Below are 19,429 nucleotides of genomic sequence, written 5' to 3'. Positions count from 1 at the left end.
GCGAAGCCCGCGCTGCGCGCGCGAGTCGAGCGTCGCTCGACTCTACAAAGGCTACGTGCGGGTATGGGTCTACGCTGCGGCTGCCTGGTCCGCCTTGTAGCTAGCCGAGCACCGCAGGTCCGGCGAGGGTGAAGAGGCGCGGGTGTCTGAGCGCAGCGAGTTCCGCGCCGCCCCTCGGCGGACCGAGGACCGCAGGGCACCGGCGCGCAGCGCCGGCTCGCGGATGGCGGCGTGTTTCTTTGGTTACCTTCTTTGCGCGAGCAAAGAAAGTGACAAGCCCACTCATCGCAGGGAAGCGACGGCGCCGACCAAGCACCCGGCGCCGCCGAACCGCCGTCAGCGCAGCCGGTCCAGCGCCTCGACCAGCTCATCGGCCAGCGGTGCGTTCAGCACGTACGGGCTCTCGCCGTCGTCCAGCGCGAACTCCAGCGAGGCCGCGTGCAGGAACAGACGCTTCAGCCCGATCTGCTCACGAAGCCGCTTGTTGACCGCAGGATCGCCGTATTTATCGTCACCGGCCACCGGATGCCCCAGATGCTGGGCATGCACGCGGATCTGGTGGGTACGGCCGGTCTCGATGCGGACTTCGCAGTAGGAATGACCACCGCGACGCTCCAGCACACGGAAGTGGCTGATCGATTCCTTGCCGATCGCATTGACCTGCACATGGCGCTCGCCGCCCTGGCGCAGGCCCACGTGCAGCGGCGCATCGACCGTCATCACGCCGTCCGGCATGCGCCCGGCCAGCAGGGTCAGGTAGCGCTTGCGGATGCCGGCGCCGTGATCTTCACGCAGCAGCGCCTGCAGTTCGCTCAGCGCCGAGCGCTTCTTGGCCACGATCAGCAGGCCCGAGGTGTCTCGATCCAACCGGTGGACCAGCTCCAGGGTCTGGCCCGGGCGCAGGGCGCGCAGGGTCTCGATGGCACCGAAACTGATGCCGCTGCCACCATGGCTGGCCACGCCAGTGGGCTTGTTCAGGGCCAGCAGGCGGGCATCCTCGAAGACGATGGCCTGCTCCAGGCGGCGCATGAACGCCTCCGGCGGACCGGCCTTGTCTCCCTCTTCGGTGAGACGGACCGGCGGCACACGCACCTCATCACCCGCCTCGAGCTTGCGCTCGGCCTTGGCGCGGCCACCATTCACACGTACCTGGCCGCTGCGCACCAGCTTGTAGACCAGGCTGCGCGGGGCACCCTTCAGCTGGCCGAGCAGGAAGTTGTCCAGGCGCTGGCCGGCGCGGTCGGCGGGAACGGTGATCATACGCACGGAAGGCTTGTCGCCAGCGGGTTTGGTGGGGTCTTGGGCGGTCATCAGGCTGTTTATTCTGTTACACTCGGGGGGCGAGATAAGGGATTGATTTCGTTGGAAGTTACTCAGGGCCAGAAGCCCAGCTTCCGACGAATCCGGCACAGTGCGCGACCACCGCCCGCGGGGCGGCCATGTTAGCGGCTCACCGGCCTTCCCGGCCATCGCCGGATGCCTGACACGCAACCGTGCTGAACATGTCCCGCGTGGCGCTCCAGCCTGGCTGACAGCTGCCTGCGGCCTGTAACACCCCAAAACCCATAAGAGTGAAGCGCTCCCGCGGCCTGCCGTGGTGTCGTAGCGCTGGAAACCCAAGCCGCCCTCCCCGCGCTTGCGCGAATGGGCGGCGAACCGTGTCCAGAGGCGAAACCCCATGGCGTTCCGCGCGGTAGCCGCTTGCGAGGAACGCAACAATGAAGCGAATGCTGATCAACGCCACGCAGGCTGAAGAGCTGCGTGTTGCCATCGTGGATGGCCAGTCGTTGTATGACATCGACATCGAGCAGCCGTCGAAGGAACAGAAGAAGTCCAACATCTACAAGGGCCGGATCTTCCGCATCGAGCCCTCGCTGGAAGCGGCCTTCGTTGAATACGGTGGCGGCCGCCATGGCTTCCTGCCGCTGAAGGAAATCTCCCGCGATTACTTCCAGGCCGGCGTCGACCACAACAAGGCCGGCATCCGCGAACTGCTGAAGGAAGGCCAGGAGATCGTTGTCCAGGTCGACAAGGAAGAGCGTGGCAACAAGGGCGCCGCCCTGACCACGTTCATCTCGCTGGCCGGCCGCTACATGGTGCTGATGCCGAACTCGCCCAGCGCCGGCGGTGTCTCCCGTCGCATCGAGGGCGAAGACCGGGCCGCCCTGAAGGACGCCCTGGACAAGCTGAACATCCCCGACGACATGGGCGTGATCATCCGTACCGCCGGCGTCGGCCGCGATGCGGAAGAGCTGCAGTGGGATCTGGATTACCTGCTCAACGTCTGGCGCGCCATCGCCGAAGCCGCATTGAGCAAGCCGGCCCCGTTCCTGATCTACCAGGAATCGCGCCTGATCGTGCGCGCCCTGCGTGACTACCTGCGCGCCGACATCGGCGAGATCCTGGTGGACACCGAGGAGATGTACGAGCACGCCCGCGAGTTCATGCAGCAGGTGATGCCGCAGACCCTGCGCAAGCTCAAGCATTACAAGGACGACATCCCGCTGTTCAACCGCTTCCAGATCGAATCGCAGATCGAAGGTGCCTACGAGCGCAACGTGCGCCTGCCGTCGGGCGGCTCGATCGTGGTCGACCAGACCGAAGCGCTGACCGCCGTCGACGTGAACTCCTCGCGCGCCACCAAGGGCAGCGACATCGAGGACACCGCCTTCCAGACCAACCTGGAAGCGGCCGAGGAAGTGGCCCGCCAGCTGCGCCTGCGTGACCTGGGCGGCCTGGTGGTGATCGACTTCATCGACATGGCCTCCAACAAGCACCAGCGTGAGGTCGAGAACCGCCTGGCCAACGCGCTGAAGTACGACCGTGCGCGCGTGCAGGTCGGCCGCATCTCGCGCTTCGGCCTGCTGGAAATGAGCCGCCAGCGCCTGCGCCCGAGCCTGGGCGAGTCGAGCCAGATCGTCTGCCCGCGTTGCGACGGCCACGGCCGCATGCGCAGCGTCGAGTCGCTGTCGCTGTCGATCATCCGCGTCGCCGAAGAGCATGCGATGAAGGAGAACACCGGGCAGGTGCTGGTGCAGGCCCCGGTGGAGATCGCCAATTACCTGCTGAACGAAAAGCGCAGCGCCCTGCGTGAGATCGAGCAGCGCCACGAGGCGCCGATCGTGATCGTCGCCGACGAGCAGCTGCACACCCCGCACTACACCGTCACCCGCCTGCGGGAGAACGAGCTGGGTGAAGAGAGCAACAAGCCCAGCTACCAGCGCGGCACCCCGCGCAAGCTGCCGGTGCACGCGCTGACCAAGGGTCAGCTGAACATCCCGCCGCCGGCGGTGACCCAGGTCAAGCACACCTCCCCCGCTCCGGTGCGCGAGGAAGTGGAGCCGGCCGCAGCGGCACCGGCCCCGGTCGTGGCAGCGCCGGTTGCAGCGGCCCCGAGCGGCGGCGTGATCGGTTGGCTCAAGCGCGTGTTCGGTGGCGAACCGGCGCCGGCACCGGCACCGGCGGCTCCGGTCGCCCGCCAGCAGCAGGACGGCGGCCGCAAGGACCGCAACAAGGATCGCAACAAGGACCGCAAGGACCGTCGCGACGACAACCGTGGCAACGGCGGCAACGGCAACGCGCAGCAGCAGAAGGACGGCGGCAACCGCAAGGAGCGCGGTGAGCAGCGCAGCAAGGACGGCCGCAACGGTAACAACGGCAATGCCCAGCAGCAGCCGCAGCAGGGCAAGCAGAAGGAGCCGCAGCAGAAGGATGGCCAGCAGCAGCCGCAGCAGCAGAACAAGCCGCGCAACGAGCAGCAGGGCCAGAACCCGCAGCAGCCGAAGCTGAAGCAGCCGAAGCAGCCGCGCCCGCAGCAGGACGGTGACAAGCCGGCCGAGAAGCCGCAGCGCAACGCCGCAGAAGCACCGGCCGAAGCCGTGACCGCGGCTGCAGCCGTGGCCGCCACGGCGGTCGCCGCCAATACGGTGACCGCGCAGGAAGCGACCGCGCCGGTTGCTCCGGTGGCCGCCGCTCCGGCGGAAGCCGCAGCACCGGTCGACACGACTGCCAACACCGCCAGCGAGGCCGAGGTGGTTGCGGTTGCCGGTGAAGAGGCTGCAACCGACGCCAATGGCGAGCAGACCGGCGAAGGCGCGACCCGCCGTCGTCGCGGCCGTCGCGGTGGCCGTCGCCGTCGTCGCGGTGGCGCCGAGAATGCCGCCGGCAGCGACGCCCTGGGCGATGACCAGGATGATGGTGACGACGGTGATGACGCCGACGGCGCCGAGCCGAGCGTCGACAGCACTGCCGGCACTGCGCCGGTCGCTGCTGCGCAGCCGGCCCGTTCGCAGCCGGAGTTCGACTTCGATGACGAAGCCGAACCGGCCGCTGCCGACGCCGCAAAGCCGGTCCGTGCTGCCGCCGCTGTTGCCGCCGCACCGGTTGCCGTGGTGAGCAGCGCTGTGGTCGAAGCCGCCGCCCCGGTCGTGGCTGAAGTGCAGGCCCCGGTCGAAGCTGCTGCGAAGGCTGAAGCGGTGTCCTCGCCGGTGCAGACCAGCATGCTCGATGCCATCGACGCCGCGACCCCGGCCCAGCCGGTAGCCGCTGCCGCGCCGGTGATCGAAGCCATTGCGCCGGTGACCGAAGCAAAGCCGGTCGCGGTTGAAGCCGCCCCGGCGGTTGAAGCCGCTCCGGTGATCGAAGCGAAGCCGGCGGCGGTCGAGGCTGCGCCGGTGGTTGAAGCCAAGCCGGTGGCCGTTGAGGCTGCGCCGGTGGTTGAAGCCACACCGGTCGTCGAGCCTGTCGTGGCCGCCGAACAGCCGGTCGCTCCGGTGGCGGTGGAAGCCGCGCCGATCGAGGCCGCTGCCCCGGTCGCCGAAGCGGTGGTGACGCCGTCGATCGACCCGGTCGCCGATGGCCATGCCGACGCTGCGGCCCAGGCCGCAGAAGCCAAGACCGATGAAGAAGACGAAGAGGCCGCCAAGCGCACGCCGCCGGCGAACTGATCGCTCCTTGATCGCGTGAAAACGAAACGGCGGGGATCAATGATCCCCGCCGTTTTTGTGTGTGCGTTTGGCGCTGGCTTCGCTTTGGTAGAAGCCAACCTTGGTTGGCGCCGTTGATTGAGCGGACGCGGACACGTCCGTGCCAACCAGGGTTGGCACCTACCAGGGCACATCCCGCACACGGTCACTGCTTTGGTGGAGGCCAACCAGCGCACAACCCGCGCACGGTCACTGCTTTGGTAGAAGCCAACCTTGGTTGGCGCCGTTGATTCAGCGCACGCAGACACGTTCGTGCCAACCAGGGTTGGCACCTGCCGGAGCCTGCTCCGTCAGGGCTTCGGTGCGAACTGCAGGCGGGTCCACACGCCGTAGTGGTCCGAGGCCCAGCGTCCACTGTCATCGGGCTGGTCGAACAGCAGCTTCGCCTCGCGCGCGACCATCTCGTCCTGCTGGAAGAAGATGTGGTCGATCCGCGACGGCGCCTGGTAATAGTGGCGGTTGAGCGTACTGACCCCGGACAGGTCGGTATTGACGTGCACGCTGCCGTAGCTGTCGCCGTAGTGGCTGCGCAGCTCGCTCAGGTCACCGGCATCCACCAGCGCATTGAAGTCGCCCGCGATCACCACCGGCGCACCGGCCGACGTCGTGGTGATGAAGCGCAGCAGGTCCTCGACCTGGGTGCGACGGATGCGCTGCCCACTCTCATCGCTGCGCTCGTTCAGATGCGTGGCGTAGACGTTCACCGGCGTACCGTCGACGTCGATGCGCAGGTGAGCCACGGTGCGGTAGTCGTCCAGCGGCAACAGCAGGTGATCGTTCCGGGCCAGCACCGGGCGCCGGGTCAGCAGCGCATTGCCATAGCGCTTCGGTGCCCCGACCGGATCGGTGGAAACGAACAGATACGTGTAGCCGAGCTGGCTGGCCAGCCACTGCGCCTGGTTGCGCAGGGTACGGCGCTGGATCACCTCCTGCAGGGCAATCGCATCGGGCTGCAGGCGCTTGAGTTCGGCAACGATGCTGCGCCGGCGGCTCGGCCAGTCCTCGCGATCATGATGCAGGTTGAAGGTGACCATGCTCATGCCCGCTGCGCTGGCAACGTCGGGCGCCGCGTTCGCGGCAGCCGGCTCGGCCGCCATCATCACGCCCGGCACTGCCAATGCAATTGCCAGCCCCAAGGCACGCACCGACGTGCGCACCCCTGCCCCCTGTTGCTTCATCGTTACTGCCCCTTGCGTTCGGCGCGGCGCACTGCGCTCGGTACGTCGATCTCAACCCGCGCCGGCAGCTGGTGCACGTGCAGTTCCTTGTTGACCCACTCGGCTGCTTCGCCGTTGATACTCGCCTCGCCCGGATCACCGGCGTATGGCCACGGCAACACCACGCCTCCCACCGGTGGCACCAGGCCCGGCTGCACCTCCAGCACCAGCTGCTTGTCGCTGCGCTGCAGGCGGTAGTTGAGCTGGCCCTGCGGCGTACGCAGGCCTTGCACGGCGATGCCCTCGCCCTGCAGCCACGCGGTCGGTACGCCGGCGGCCAGCACCAGTGACTCGTCCATGTCGCGGTTGTAGGCGAACATGTCCAAGGCCGAGCGCACGAAGTCCGAGGCCACCCAGGCATGCGGCAGGTCACCGACGAAGAACGGCCTGCGCGGCGTGCGCGAAACCACTTCGGCCCACTGGTTCCAGGCCTGCGGTGCGCGGTCCTTGAAGAAGAACTCGGTGGCCTGCCAGGCGCGATCGCGCCAGCCCAGGCGCACGAACGCGGCCACGTTGCGCCACTCGTACGGGGTGTAGTCCTTCCACTCGCGCTTGCCGTCGCGACGGGCAACGAACTCGTTCCAGTAGCGTTCGAAGGTCGCCTCCAGCGCCTGCTGCGGCAACCTGCCCTGTTCGCCGCCCGGGGCCAGCGCGATGGTCGTCGACGTCGCGTCGAAGTCACCCAGCTCGGCCGAGCCCGGCAGGTAGTCGATGTTGTGCTGCTGCATCGCCGACAGCAGCGAGGCCTGCAGATCATCCCGGAACTGGTCGCGCGACTCGGCGATCTGCATCGCCTCGACCTTGCCCAGCTGGGTCGCCAGCAGGGCTGCGTCCTTGTAGCCGCGCAGTGCCCAGAAGTTGTCCCAGTACGAGTGCATCGGCTTGGCCGAATAGCCTTCGTGGCTGATCGAGGCCGGCATCATGCCGTAGAAGGCCGGGTTGCGTGCCCGGTTCTCCTCGGTGCGCTCGCTGGCGCGCAGTTGCTCCATGTAGCCGTAGGCGCCCTGCACATGCGGCCACATCAGCTCGGTGAAAGTACTGTCGCCGGTGTAGCGCCCGTACTCGGCGATGCTGTAGATCAACTCGCCATGGCTGTCGTTCTCCGGCACCGGGTCGCTGCCGCGGGCATCGACGCAGCACGGCACCTTGCCGTTCTCGAACTGATACGGCGCATACCAGTTGATGTAGTCGCGCACCGCATCACTGCGGCCCATGCGCAGCAGGCCCTCGGAAATCATCGCGCCATCGCGGATCCAGCTGCGCGCATACGAACGCGTGCCCGGCTGCAGGCGTGGGCCGACGCGCGAGATCAGCATGTGCGCGACCGCGGTGCGCAGGGTATCCACCAGCGCCTGGCCCGCAGCCGGCACCTGCAGCGAGACCACGCCCAGCTTCTTGCGCCACTGCTCGGCCACCTGCGCCTGCGCCTTGGCCACGTCCAGCGCCTGCGGTGCCCAGCCACCGGTCTGTGGCAGCACCACCGCCACTTCACGGCTCTGGCCGGGCTCCAGCTTGATCGTGTACATCAGCGCACCCGACGCCATGCCGGTGCTGTCCTTCACCGCTGTGGTCGCCGGGTATGTGCCGCTTTCCAGATGCATCGCATCAAGCTTGCCGTCGAACGTACTGGCAAAGCGCGCGTCCGGCACCTGCAGCGGGTAGATGCGCGGCTCACCGTTGACCCGCACCAGCTGCTCACCCACATCCAGTGCATCGATGCGGCTGAAACCACCGACGGTGTTGAGGAACTGGGTGGGCGGGTTGACCTGCCACGGGCGGATCGCCAGCGCCAGGGTGTACTCGTGCGCGACCTTGTCCGGATTGCTAAGACGGTAGCGGCCGATCAGCTGCGCGCGCTCCGGCGTACCCTGCACGAAGCTGGTCACTGCCAGGCCGACCTTCTCATGCACCCAGTCGACGTTGGCGATCGGCAGGTAGTGATCCTGCAGCGACTGGGTGATGGCCACCTTCGACCAGTCCAGCAGCTTGCCATCGAGGCGGATGAACGGCTCGATGCTGAAGCTGCCCTTGGCCGGCTCCAGTGCGCCATCCTCGCTGATCAATGCCTGTTCCTGGCCACCATCAAGGCCGAGCAGGGTCCAGTACGGCTGCTCGCCCACATAGGCACGAGGCAGCGAGCCCCGTGGCAGGTCGGCGGCGACCGAGGACAGGAATGCGTTCGGGGTGGAAGCAAAGGCCAGCGGCTTGAGCGCGATGTCGCGGATGCCGTAGCGCCAGTTCGGGCCGTCCTGCAGATCGAAGCGCACGTAGCGCGCATCGGTGTCCGGCAGCGCCAGCCAGTCGCGGCCACCGGCACCACTGGTGACTTCGCGCACGGTGCGCCAGTCGCGGCCATCCTCGGAGGTGCGCACGGTATAGCGGCGGGCTTCCAGGTTCGGCAGCCAGTCGATCACCGCACCACCGATCTCGCGGCTCTTGTGCAGGTCCAGGCTGATGGTCTGTTGCTTGACGCCACCGCTGATCCAGAACGTATCGCTCTTGCCGTCGATCATGCGGTCCTGCAGCGCGGTGGCGGTATCGGCGATCACCGACGGCACCAGCGCCGAGTCATCCTGGGCTGGCAGGCCCTGCAGGGTCAGCTTGTCGAAGCACACTGTGCCGCGGCCGCCGACCTTGCTGTAGATCGTGAACTCGACCGCAGCGCTGCGTGCCATTTCTTTCTCGGGCGACGGCCCCCACGCCTTGTCGATCTGGCGGCGGCGGTACTCGACCGGCGTCCACGCCTTGGGGAAACTGTAGCCGGGACGATTGACCCACCAGACGTTGTCGCCGCTGGCATCGATCAGCTTGAACTGCAGGTCGTTGCCCGGTGAATCACCGCGCAGCTGGAAACCGAAACGGTAATTGACCGGGTAGTCGATGTTCAGCGCGCGGCGGATGCCGACGTAACCGGAGACATCGTGGAAGTCATAGTCCAGGCACAGCGCGCGGCCACCACCGGCGCCGCTGACCGGCCGCAGCGAACCGCTGACCTGGTCGGACAGCACCAGCTTCCAGGCTGCGATGTCGTCGAAATCGTCCAGCACCTTCGGTGCCGGCAGCGCCGGAGGTGCGGCGATCGCCAGGGAGGTCCACAACAGGCCCAGTCCAACGGCGATCGCTCGCTTCATCCTTTGACGCTCCCCAACAACAGACCTTGGATGTAGTACCGCTGCAGCACCAGGAACAGCGCCAGCACCGGAACCACGGTGACCACCGCGCCGGCCATCATCATTTCCACGTCCATGATGTGCTCGCGCGAGAGGGTGGCCAGCGCCACCGGCAAAGTGTAGTGCTCCTGGTCGGTCAACACGATCAACGGCCACATGAAATCGTTCCATGCACCCATGAAGGTGAAGATCGCCAGGGTCACCAGCACCGGCTTGAGCATCGGCAGCACGATCTGGAAGAAGATCCGCAGCTCCCCTGCCCCGTCGATGCGGGCCGCTTCCAGCAGTTCGTCCGGAATGGAACGCGCGTACTGGCGCACCAGGAAGATGCCGAACACGCTGGCCAGCGCCGGCACGATCACGCCGCCGAAACTGTTGACCAGACCGAGCTGCTTCATCAGCAGGAACAGCGGTAGCATCGCCACCTGGGCCGGAATCACCAGCGCCGCCATCAGCACCTGGAACAGGCGCTCGCGGCCGACGAAGTTGAGCTTGGCGAAGGCATAGCCGGCCATGGTGTTGAGCAGCAGCGAACCCAGGGTGATGCCGACCGACACCAGCAGGCTGTTGGCGAAGTTGCCGCCCATGCCGGTGCGCGCGAACAACTCATGGTAGTTGCGCGTGGTGATGCTGGATGGCAGCAGCGGTGGCGGGAAATGGGTCGCCTCGCCCTGCGGCATGAACGAAACCGAGAGCATCCACAGCAGCGGTGCCAGGCTGACCAGGGCCAGCACCAGCAACGCACCATTGATCAACCACGGGTACCAGCGCGACTGGCCGATTTCACGACTCATACCAACTGCCTCTTGCGGCCGAAACGCAGCATCACGGTGGTCACCGCCAGGATGATCAGGAACAGCAGGAACGCCACCGCGGAGGCGCGTCCCAGGTTCCACCACTTGAAGCCTTCCTCGAACATGAAATACAGCACGCTGACGGTGCTCTGCAGTGGGTCGCCGCGGGTCATCACATACGGTTCGGCGAACAGCTGGAAGTAGCCGGACACGGTGATCACCCCGACCACCAGCAGCACCGGGCCGAGCATCGGCAGGGTGATGTGCAGGAACTGCTTCCAGCGCGAGGCACCGTCGATGCGGGCGGCCTCGTACAGGTCATGCGGGATGGCCTGCAGTCCGGCCAGGAAGATCACCATGTTGTAGCCGAAGTTCTTCCACACTGCGAACAGCATGATGGTCGGCATCGCCCAGTTGGGATCACCCAGCCAGTCGATCGGGCTGATGCCCAGGTGGCCCAGGCCGTAGTTCACCAGGCCGTAGCTGGTATGGAACAGGTAGCGCCAGATCACCGCCACTGCCACCAGTGTGGTCACCACCGGCGCGAACAGCGCGGTGCGGAACAAGGCCTTGAAACGCGCGGCAGGTGCATTCAGCAGCATCGCTGCGCCCAGCGACACGCCGATCGACAACGGCACGCCGATCAACACGAAGTAGGTGGTGTTCCACAGCGACTTCCAGAACATCGGCGTCTGCAGCAGATCGATGTAGTTGCCGAGGCCGACGAAGCGCAGGTTGCTGCTGTCTGCCAAGGCATAGAGGTCGAAGTCGGTCACGCTCAGCGCCAGCGCCGAGGCGACCGGCAGGCCGAAGAACATGCCCAGCACGATCAGCGAGGGACCGGCGAAAACCCAGCCGGCAAGCGAGGTACGTTTCATTGCGCGCTCCCGGCGGCCACGACACTGCTCGATTGCGGCGACGGCACGCGCTGCTGCAGGCGTTGTTGTTCATGCATCCAGCGGCGCTTGGCCAGCACCTTGTCCACGCGCTGGTCCAGCTCTTCCACGGCCTTGTCCTGCGCCAGGCCACCACGCACCACCTTCTCGGTGACGATGCGCATTTCCTGCACGATGCGCTCCCACTCAAGCACCTTCGGCGTCGGCTTGACCCGCTCCAGCTGGTCACGGAACGCAGCGGCCAGCGGATCGTTGGCCAGCGACGGCGCATTCCAGGTACTGCGGCGCGGCGGCAGGTCGCCGATGATCGAATGGAAGCGCGCCTGGATTTCGGGTCGCGACAGGAACTCGATCAGCTTCCACGACGCCGCCTTCTGCTGCGACTTGCGGAAGATCACCAGGCTGGTACCACCGGCAATACCGGCGCCCGGGCCGTCCGGACCCGGCAGCGCGGCCGTACCCCACTGCCCTTCAAGTTCCTTCGGCTGCAGCTTCTTGAACTCGCGGATGTTCCAGGGGCCGGAAATGTAGAACACGTTGAAGCCACGGAAGAACTCATCCCAGACGTTGGAGATCTGCGTCTCGGACATCTTCGGCGCCCAGCCCTGCTCGAACATGTTGGCGTAGAAGGCCAGCGTGCGACGGAAGCCCGGGCTGGCGAAATTGCCGCGGGTGTCGTCGTCGCGCAGCAACGGATCAGGCTGCTGCAGTGCCAGCGACAGCTGCTGCTCGAACTCGTTGATCGGCATCAGCACCGCATAGCGGTTCGGGCCCTGCATGCGCTTGATCGCCGCCATCTGCTCGTCCCACTCCTGCCAGGTGCGCGGCGGGTGGTCGTAGCCGGCCTTGGCCAGCAGGTCCTTGCGGTAGTAGATCAGGCGGGTATCGACATACCACGGCACGCCTACCAGTTCGCCGTGGATCACATTGGTATCCCAGATGCCCTGGAAATAGTCCTTCGGGTCGACCACGGACGAACGCTGCACGAACGGCTGCAGCGGCGTCAGCGCGTCCAGTTCGGCGAACTCCGGCACCCAGGTGTTGCCCAGCTGGCACACGTCCGGCAGGCCGTCCGCGGCGAACGCGGTCAGCAGCTTCTCGTGCGCGGCGGTCCACGGAATGTTCTGCACATCCACCTTGATGCCCGGATTCTCGGCCTCGAATTCATGGATCAGCTCGCTGACCACCTCCGCCTCGCGTCCCATCGCCCAGAAGCGCACGGTGGTGGTGCCCGGTTCGGTACGGGCGCAGCCGGCCACGGCCAACACGGCCAGGGCAGGCAGCGCCCAGCGGCGCAGGCGGTCGATCCAGTTCGGCATCGGGTTACTTGCCCTGGCCTGTATTGCGGTTGGCATTGTTCTTCTGTTCCTGCGCGGCAGCCGCGCGTGATTCGGCGATACCCACCGCGCGTGCCGCCGCGGCCTTTTCGTCTTTCTGCAGTTCCAGCGGCTGGAACGAACCTTCCGGTGCCAGCCAGCCACCGCTGAACCCGGCCCGTTCCAGGCCCTTGCGGATGTACGGGTTCTTCTTCATCACTTCCCAGACGAAGTCATCGCGGTAGTTGGCGATCATGGTCAGGATCGGGCCTTGGTCGATGGCGATGTAATCGCTGGCGACCCAGCCGCGATCCGGCACCAGGCGACCGGTCTTGATCGGGATGTCGTAGTTGAAGCTGGGGTTGAACGAATCCAGGAAACCGTAGCTGGAATAGATGTAGTCGCCGTAGCGCTTGTGCATTTCCAGCGTGGCCGGGATCACCTGCTCGGGCGCGAACACCACCGAGGCGATCGCGGCGGTCGGGGCGATGGTGCCGTCATCGAAGTTCTCGCGCAGGCCGGCGCCGCGCGAGGAGTAGTGGCGGAACTGGCGCTGCTCGCCGCGGTACTCCTGGGTGGTGTTCTGCGGGCCGTCGCTGGCGGTCAGGCCCCATACGTTCTCGCCATAGTCCTTCCACTGCATCGGGTTGGCGATGGCGTACTCGCGCTGGGCCAGCGCAGCCGAGCGGCTGTTGAGGAAGTAGGTGCTGCCGCGCTCGCGCATGTACGCGTCCTGGATATCGCGGAAGTCGATCCAGACATGGCTGTACTGGTGGCCGAACAGCGGGCCGAACGACAGGTATTCCTGGCCCTGGTAGACGCCCCAGTCGTTGTCGTAGGTGCGCGTCCACACCGTCCACGCATCCGGGCTGACCGGGTGCGTCGGCGACCCCAGGGCGAGGATGTAGACCATCATCGCCTCGTTGTAGCCCATCCAGTCGTGGTCGATGAAGCCGCTCTCCGGGAACCAGCCCATCGAGATCAGCGGCGCACGCTGCTGCAGCCACGGCCAGTCGACCTTCTTGTACAACGTGTCGGCGATCTGGCGGATCTCCTTCTCGCGCGGATCGTCACCGTCGTAGTACGACTGCGCGAACAGCACGCCCATCATCAACAGCGCGGTATCCACCGAGGACAGTTCAACCCAGCTGTCGTAGCGACGCCCTTCCTGCATGTCCAGGAAGTGGTAGTAGAAGCCCTTGTAGCCGGCCTTGCCGGTGCGCTGCGGCCCCATCGGCACGTCGCGGAAGAACTTCAGCGTGGTCAGGGTGCGGTCGATCGCCTGGTTGCGGCTGACCCAGCCGTTCTCGATGCCGATCGGATAGGCGGTCAGCGCGAAGCCGACCGAGGCGATGCTGGCGAACGGCCGCGACGGATAGCGGTCCGGGGTCAGGCCGTTGATCTCATTGGTGGTATCCCAGAAGAACTGGAAGGTACGCCGCTCGATGTCATCGAACAGCGGCGGCAGCACCGGCTTCATCGGCCGCGGCGGTGCGTCGGCCTCGATCAGGATCACCGGCGGCCGCGGCTTGGCAGGTTCCTGCTGGGCCGGCTGGCAGGCGGCCACGGCCAGGCTCAACGCTGCGGCGGACAACAGATGGCGTGCCTGCATGGCGCGATTTCTCCGGTGGTCTGATCGATGGGAAAGCATACCGTCCAATGATCTGAAATCGTTTACAAGATGCGTTCTGAAAAAACCACGAAAAACGTGGTTTGACACCGCGATCATTGCCCATGCCGCTGCCGCCTGGCCCGCAGCGGCATGGGCAATGGACCGGCACGGGGCCGGCCATTGCCTTTTTTCTTCCTGCCGATGCCGCCGGCGGAGCGGCGGCATCGGGGTATTGCTTCAGGTGGATCCGCTTAGAAGCGGAAGCCCACTTCGGCCTTCACCTGACGCGGGGTACCGATCACATCGCCGGTCTCGTTGTAGCTCACCAGCAGCTTGCCATCGCTCTTCACGTAGTTCAGGTTCGAGAAGTTGTCGAAGTTGAGCACGTTGATGATGTCGATACGCGCATACAGCTCGGTATCGCCGGCCAGCTTGAAGGTCTTGGTCGCCTGCAGGTCCAGCGAGCGGTAGCCGAAGATCTTGCCACCGAGCAGGAAGCGGCCATTGCCACCCGGAGTACCCGCGGCCGGAGTCGGCAGGCAGTTGGCAGTGCCAGCCTGCGCGATGCAGGACCAGTCATTGCCCGGGGTAGGCGTGGCCAGGGTCAGCTTGCCGCCAAAGGTGATGCCCCAGAAGCCGTCATACGAGCCGGTGACCACCAGGCGATGGCGCGGCGCGCCGTTGGACTTGATGGTCGGGTACTCACCGATGGTGCCGCGATCGAACGAGTAATGCTCGTTGATGTTTCGGTTGTGACGCGCGTTGGTCCAGGTATAGGCGATCGAGGTGCCCCAACCGCTTTCCTTGCTGTACGGCTTCTGCGCCGACAGCAGCACCTGGGTGGAACGGGTCTTGATGCCCTGCTGGCCGATGATCAGGCTGCCGAAGCCCGGAATGTTGCAGTTCCACGGCTGGCCGTAGGTCGGCTCCTTGGCACCACACAGCATCTGGTTATCGAAGAAGTTGCCGTTGTTGAAGCGGTTGCCCAGGGTAAAGGCGAACCCATCATAGGTCAGCGTGCGAGAAATCGTCGCGTCGGTCAGCCACTCACCGAACTGGTTGCTCATGCCCAGGCTGAACTGGTCGGCGTACGGCACCTTCATGTTGTTGTTCAGCAGATCGACTTCCATGCCTTCATTGCTGGTGGAACCCAGCAGTGCCTGCACGTTCTCGATGCCGTTCATCAGGTTCGGGTTCCAGTCAAAGCACGGAGTCTGGCCGTACATGCAGTTGCCGGTGGCCGGGTTGCGGAAGTAAACGGTCGGCTGCGGCAGTGCCAGCTTGGTGGTTTCCAGTGCCAGGTTGTCGAACAGGTCGCGGTCATAGGAACGGCCGGCGCCACCATGGAACACGTGCCGTTCGTCGGCATTGACGTCATACGAGAAGCCCAGGCGCGGCTGCCAGGCGTTCTTGAAGTTCTTGCGGTTGTGGCCGGTGCTGATGTAGTCGTTGACGTTCAGCCCGCTGAGCGCCAGCGTCTGCGCATAGGTCTGGGACACGCCCGCCGGCGCGTTCGGATCCTGCGAGAACAGGGCCTTCACTACCTCCGGCGGGGTCACGAAATCGGTGTAGACCGGGTTCTTTTCGTAGTCCCAGCGCAGGCCGATATTCAGCTGCAGGTGGTCATTGACCTGCCAGTCGTCCTGGATGAACAAGCCGATCTGCTTGACCTTGGCGCGCACTTCGGACTGCACGCCGGTGACGCCGGTGCTGGCCTTGGTGAACTGCGCCTTATACGGCGTGCTCGAGGGGAACGCCGGGTTGTCGATGGTGTAGGAGAACTGAGGGTTGATCTGCGCCGCGTCGGAAGCGTACAGGTCGATCTGCTTGTACTTGGCGCCCATCTTGATGGTGTGGTCGCCCGCCCACTGCAGGCCGTCCAGGGTCAGGTTGTCCTCGATCGCCCAGCCCTTCTGGCCCTTCACCTGCGAGGCGAAGGCATCAGCCGCGCCAACCTGGACGAGCGTCTTCTCCTGCGGGCGGTTGGCGTCCGAGTCGCCGAAATCCGGTGCGGTGTAGATGATGCCGTTGCCCATGGTCAACGGCAGCGGATTGTTGAAGGCCTCCTCGTGGGTCACCATCAACTCGTTGTAGAAACGCTCACCGCTGTGGTTCCAGCGCAGCGCATAACGGCGGTCGGTGTTGTCCACGACCTTGCCGTGTACCTTCGCGGTCTGGCCACTGAACTGCTGCTGGGTTTCGTCGCGGTCCTGGAAGGTCAGTTCGATGCGATCGTTGTCAGTCGGCTCGAAGTCGATCTTGGCGAAGATCAGGTCCTGCTGGAACGGCTGGCTGGCCGGGCCGAGACCTGCGAGACCATCGGCGGGCAGATTGGCGGCCGACGGAGTGACGGCACCGTCCGGCGCGATGGTCACCGGCAGATCGAAGCGCTTGGCTTCATAGGTGACGAAGAAATGGGCCTTGTCCTTGATGATCGGGCCACCCAGCGCGAAGCCGTATTCCTTCTCGGCCGAGTCTTCCTTGCTCTTGCCCGGCTGGCGTTCGGCCGGGGTCATCGCACGCATGCTTTCGTTGGTATAACGGTAGAAGGTCTCACCCTTGAACTCGTTGGTACCCGACTTGGTCGCAGCCGTGATCGCGGCGCTGGACACCTGGCCGTACTCGGCCTTGTAGTTGCCGGTGATGACCTTGTACTCACCGATGGCCAGCTGCGGGAACGGGTTGCCCGCACTGCCGGACTGGCCGGAGATGCCGCCACCCTTGACGTAGCTCTTCTGGCCCACACCATCGATATAGACGTTGGTGCCGTCGGAGTTGGTGGCACCGCCACGCAGCGAGGTGTTGCCCTTGGCATCGCGTGTGAAGATCATGCCCGGCACCGCGTCGGCGAACTCCAGGAAGTTGCGCGAGACCTGCGGCGTGGTCTGGATCTGCTGCAGGCTGACGGTCTTGCCGACTTCGGACGTGCGCACTTCCTGCAGCAGGGTCGGTGCGACAACGTTGACGGTGTCCAGGTTGGTGGCCGCGGTCGAACCCGGGGTGCTGCTGGCGGCACCGGCGAAGTTCAGGGTAGCAGTCGAGGCCACGGTGACGGTGACCTTCTGCGACTGGCCGTTGGCGACCACGTCATAGGTGCCCGGGTCCAGGCCCATCAGCGAGTAGCTGCCATCGGCACGGACGGTGCCGCGACGGACGGTGCCGGTGGCCAGGTTGGTGGCGGTCACTTCGGCGCCGGCCTGGGCGCCGGAAACCTGGCCGCGCAGGCTGGCATTGGCCGACTGCGCCATGACGTTCGGAGCGGCGGCCAGCATCAGGCAGCTGACCAGTGCGGTGCTCAGCAGCCGGCGTGCCGGCGTGCGGAAGGTGGTATGCATCATCAACTCAATCTCCGGGTGGCGGTGACCGCTCGCGCGGTCCCTGCGATCAATCAAAAAAGAAGGAACGCCTCTGGCTTCAATGGCCCGATGGCGGAGTGGTGGAATCGCGAACTATCAAGCGGGGAACCAGGGTCTGCTTGTCCCCTGTCCCGTCCGTGGAGGTGCCGTCCATCAACTGCAGCAGGCGCGTCATGGCCCGGTCGCCGAGCTCGGCGATGCTGACCTGCATGGTGGTCAGCGACGGGTGGACGAAACGCGCCAGTGGAATGTCATCGAAACCCGCCAGGGCGACATCGGTCGGAACACGGACACCGGCCTGCGTGAATGCATACAGGCATCCCAGGGCCATCATGTCGTTGGCGGCGAACACGGCATCAGGCAGCGCTCCGGCTGCCAGCAACTCCTGACCGGCGCGATGGCCGGAAGCTTCGTCGAAATCACCGGGCAGCTCGATGCCCTCGGCGCCACCGCCAAAAGTCGCCAGCGCGTCACGGAAGCCGCGCAGGCGCTCGCGCGCGTCGAAGTTGAGATCCGGGCCAGAAATGAAAGCGATACGACGGTGGCCGGCGTCAAGCAGATGGCGGGTCATCGCCATCGCACCGGCATGGTCGTCGATGCTCAGCACCGGGTGGTCCTGCCCGGGCAGATAGGTGTTGATCAACACCGTCGGCAACGACTGCGGCAGGTTGTCGGTCAGGAAACCGGGGCTCTCGGCATAGGGCGAGAGCACCAGCAGGCCGTCGACGCGGCCGCGCATGGCGCGCAGGGCCGCGCCCTGCTGCTCCTGGTCACCGTGGTAGCTGGACACCAGCAGGTGCTGGCGACGGCTACGGGCGACATTGTCGATGCCACGCATCAGTTCGGAGAAGAATTCGCCGTACAGGTCAGGCAGTACCACGCCCACCGTATTGGTGCGGCGGCTGCTCAGGCTGCGGGCGGCGGCGTGCGGGGTGTAACGCAGCCGTGCGGCCACCTCCAGCACAAGCTGGCGGACCGGTTCGGCGACATTTTCATGCCCGTTGAGCGCGCGGGAAACCGTGGCCACGGAGACCCGGGCTTCGCGAGCGACGTCTTTGATTGTGATAGCTGCCTTGTTCACGAAGCCGCCCTCCACGGCTTGGACCTACCAGCATTGGCGCGGAATGTAAGCGTTTCCATCTGGGCTTGTAAACAGTCCGTTAGGCGAATGTCCCGAAATGGACATGGAAATCTGTCTGCAGCGAGCCCCCGCAGGGACCCGCCAGGACAGCGTGGGACAAGGGCTCAGCCCTGTTCTGACGGGGTCTGCGCGCGGATGGACAACGCGTGGATATCGGTCTCCATCATCGTCCCCAGCGCGGCGTACACCGCGCGATGCCGGGCCAGCGGGCCCAGTCCGGCGAAGCGTTCACTGACCACATGTACGTTGAAATGGCCGCGGCCATCGCGCGCACCGGCATGGCCGGCGTGGCGATGGCTGTCGTCCTCGATCTCGAGCACGCTCGGCGCCAGCGCATGCTGCAGCGCATCACGCATTCGCGAGATCCGTTCCGCGTTCACGGCAACACCTTCCGGAACGGTCGCACCTGCACGCGGGTGTAGACGCCGGCGGCCACGTACGGGTCGGCGTCGGCCCAGGCCTGGGCCTGCAGCAGCGACTCGAACTGCGCGATCACCACCGAACCACTGAAACCGGCCGGGCCCGGGTCTTCACTGTCCACCGCCGGGCAGGGGCCGGCCAGCAGCAGGCGTCCCTCGTCGCGCAGCGCGTGCAACCGCGCCAGGTGTTCCGGCCGCGCCTGCAGCCGCTGCGCCAGCACATCCTGGCCGTCATACCCTTCGATCACATACCACACCGGCATTTCCTCGCTTGCGTTGTCGGGTCCGCAGATTCTAGCCAATGCGGCCCCTGCCCCGGCCCGGCTGGACACTGGCGCAACAAAGGCTTACCCTAGACTCCATTGCACGTGGCTGGATGCAGCAGCCCGTCGGTTTTTGCGGCCAACGCAGCCCCCGACGACCGTCCCGCTGCTTCAAACCGGACCACCTGGCCGGGCCACGTAGACGACCTCCCCGTAGTTCCGTCGCTGCCGTTTCCTACGGCGCGTCCTGCTGTTTGATA

12 protein-coding genes are annotated in these 19,429 nt (G+C 65.8%); 1 reads left to right on the top strand and 11 read right to left on the bottom strand.

All coding sequences use genetic code 11. The features are described 5' to 3' along the window. Positions 1-336: 336 nt before the first annotated feature. Positions 337-1,311, bottom strand: a complete 975-nt coding sequence (locus ACX9OT_RS06375; RefSeq protein WP_459001456.1) for an RluA family pseudouridine synthase — start codon at positions 1,309-1,311, stop codon at positions 337-339. A 407-nt stretch (positions 1,312-1,718) separates the two neighbouring features. On the opposite strand from ACX9OT_RS06375, the gene rne reads away from it, so the two are divergent. Continuing rightward, a complete protein-coding gene (gene rne / locus ACX9OT_RS06370) occupies positions 1,719-4,946 on the top strand; it encodes a ribonuclease E (RefSeq protein WP_459001454.1) in 3,228 nt (1,075 codons plus the stop codon). Between the two features lie 329 nt (positions 4,947-5,275). Here the strand turns inward: rne and ACX9OT_RS06365 are convergent, their stop codons facing one another. The 10 genes from ACX9OT_RS06365 to ACX9OT_RS06320 form a co-directional block, all read right to left on the bottom strand. Beyond that, a complete protein-coding gene (locus ACX9OT_RS06365; RefSeq protein ID WP_459001452.1) occupies positions 5,276-6,163 on the bottom strand; it encodes an endonuclease/exonuclease/phosphatase family protein in 888 nt (295 codons plus the stop codon). Between the two features lie 2 nt (positions 6,164-6,165). After that, on the bottom strand, positions 6,166-9,333 hold the full coding sequence (locus tag ACX9OT_RS06360) for a discoidin domain-containing protein (protein WP_154264027.1): 3,168 nt from the start codon (positions 9,331-9,333) through the stop codon (positions 6,166-6,168). Then, complete coding sequence (locus ACX9OT_RS06355; RefSeq protein ID WP_006378064.1) at positions 9,330-10,166, bottom strand: carbohydrate ABC transporter permease; 837 nt, start codon at positions 10,164-10,166, stop codon at positions 9,330-9,332. Before ACX9OT_RS06355 ends, ACX9OT_RS06360 begins: the two co-directional genes overlap by 4 nt. Next, the gene (locus ACX9OT_RS06350) at positions 10,163-11,044 is read right to left on the bottom strand and encodes a carbohydrate ABC transporter permease (protein ID WP_032129770.1); all 882 of its coding nucleotides are present in this window, start codon (positions 11,042-11,044) and stop codon (positions 10,163-10,165) included. The genes ACX9OT_RS06355 and ACX9OT_RS06350 overlap by 4 nt, the downstream gene beginning before the upstream one ends. Next, the gene (locus ACX9OT_RS06345) at positions 11,041-12,381 is read right to left on the bottom strand and encodes a sugar ABC transporter substrate-binding protein (protein WP_459001448.1); all 1,341 of its coding nucleotides are present in this window, start codon (positions 12,379-12,381) and stop codon (positions 11,041-11,043) included. Before ACX9OT_RS06345 ends, ACX9OT_RS06350 begins: the two co-directional genes overlap by 4 nt. Positions 12,382-12,385: 4 nt before the next feature. Further along, the gene (locus ACX9OT_RS06340) at positions 12,386-13,990 is read right to left on the bottom strand and encodes a glucoamylase family protein (protein ID WP_032129772.1); all 1,605 of its coding nucleotides are present in this window, start codon (positions 13,988-13,990) and stop codon (positions 12,386-12,388) included. A 251-nt stretch (positions 13,991-14,241) separates the two neighbouring features. After that, positions 14,242-17,328, bottom strand: coding sequence for a TonB-dependent receptor (locus ACX9OT_RS06335; protein WP_049401101.1), 3,087 nt, complete (start codon positions 17,326-17,328; stop codon positions 14,242-14,244). Positions 17,329-17,404: 76 nt separating this feature from the next. Further along, the gene (locus ACX9OT_RS06330) at positions 17,405-18,442 is read right to left on the bottom strand and encodes a LacI family DNA-binding transcriptional regulator (RefSeq protein ID WP_189720866.1); all 1,038 of its coding nucleotides are present in this window, start codon (positions 18,440-18,442) and stop codon (positions 17,405-17,407) included. A 149-nt stretch (positions 18,443-18,591) separates the two neighbouring features. Beyond that, complete coding sequence (locus ACX9OT_RS06325; protein WP_434060509.1) at positions 18,592-18,867, bottom strand: BolA family protein; 276 nt, start codon at positions 18,865-18,867, stop codon at positions 18,592-18,594. Next, positions 18,864-19,163: a YciI family protein gene (locus tag ACX9OT_RS06320; protein ID WP_032129789.1), complete on the bottom strand. Its 300-nt coding sequence runs from the start codon at positions 19,161-19,163 to the stop codon at positions 18,864-18,866. The genes ACX9OT_RS06325 and ACX9OT_RS06320 overlap by 4 nt, the downstream gene beginning before the upstream one ends. Positions 19,164-19,429 lie beyond the last annotated feature (266 nt).

The sequence above is a fragment of the Stenotrophomonas genospecies 3 genome (assembly GCF_054473855.1).
The sequence above is the reverse complement of the archived record's forward strand: the minus strand, read 5'-3'. Positions and strand labels throughout refer to the sequence as shown.

Excerpts from the sequence above, each read along its gene's own strand:
- ACX9OT_RS06375 (WP_459001456.1), bottom strand. The coding sequence starts at position 1,311 with ATGACCGCCCAAGACCCCACCAAACCCGCTGGCGACAAGCCTTCCGTG.
- rne (WP_459001454.1), top strand. The coding sequence starts at position 1,719 with ATGAAGCGAATGCTGATCAACGCCACGCAGGCTGAAGAGCTGCGTGTT.
- ACX9OT_RS06365 (WP_459001452.1), bottom strand. The coding sequence starts at position 6,163 with ATGAAGCAACAGGGGGCAGGGGTGCGCACGTCGGTGCGTGCCTTGGGG.
- ACX9OT_RS06360 (WP_154264027.1), bottom strand. The coding sequence starts at position 9,333 with ATGAAGCGAGCGATCGCCGTTGGACTGGGCCTGTTGTGGACCTCCCTG.
- ACX9OT_RS06355 (WP_006378064.1), bottom strand. The coding sequence starts at position 10,166 with ATGAGTCGTGAAATCGGCCAGTCGCGCTGGTACCCGTGGTTGATCAAT.
- ACX9OT_RS06350 (WP_032129770.1), bottom strand. The coding sequence starts at position 11,044 with ATGAAACGTACCTCGCTTGCCGGCTGGGTTTTCGCCGGTCCCTCGCTG.
- ACX9OT_RS06345 (WP_459001448.1), bottom strand. The coding sequence starts at position 12,381 with ATGCCGAACTGGATCGACCGCCTGCGCCGCTGGGCGCTGCCTGCCCTG.
- ACX9OT_RS06340 (WP_032129772.1), bottom strand. The coding sequence starts at position 13,990 with ATGCAGGCACGCCATCTGTTGTCCGCCGCAGCGTTGAGCCTGGCCGTG.
- ACX9OT_RS06335 (WP_049401101.1), bottom strand. The coding sequence starts at position 17,328 with ATGATGCATACCACCTTCCGCACGCCGGCACGCCGGCTGCTGAGCACC.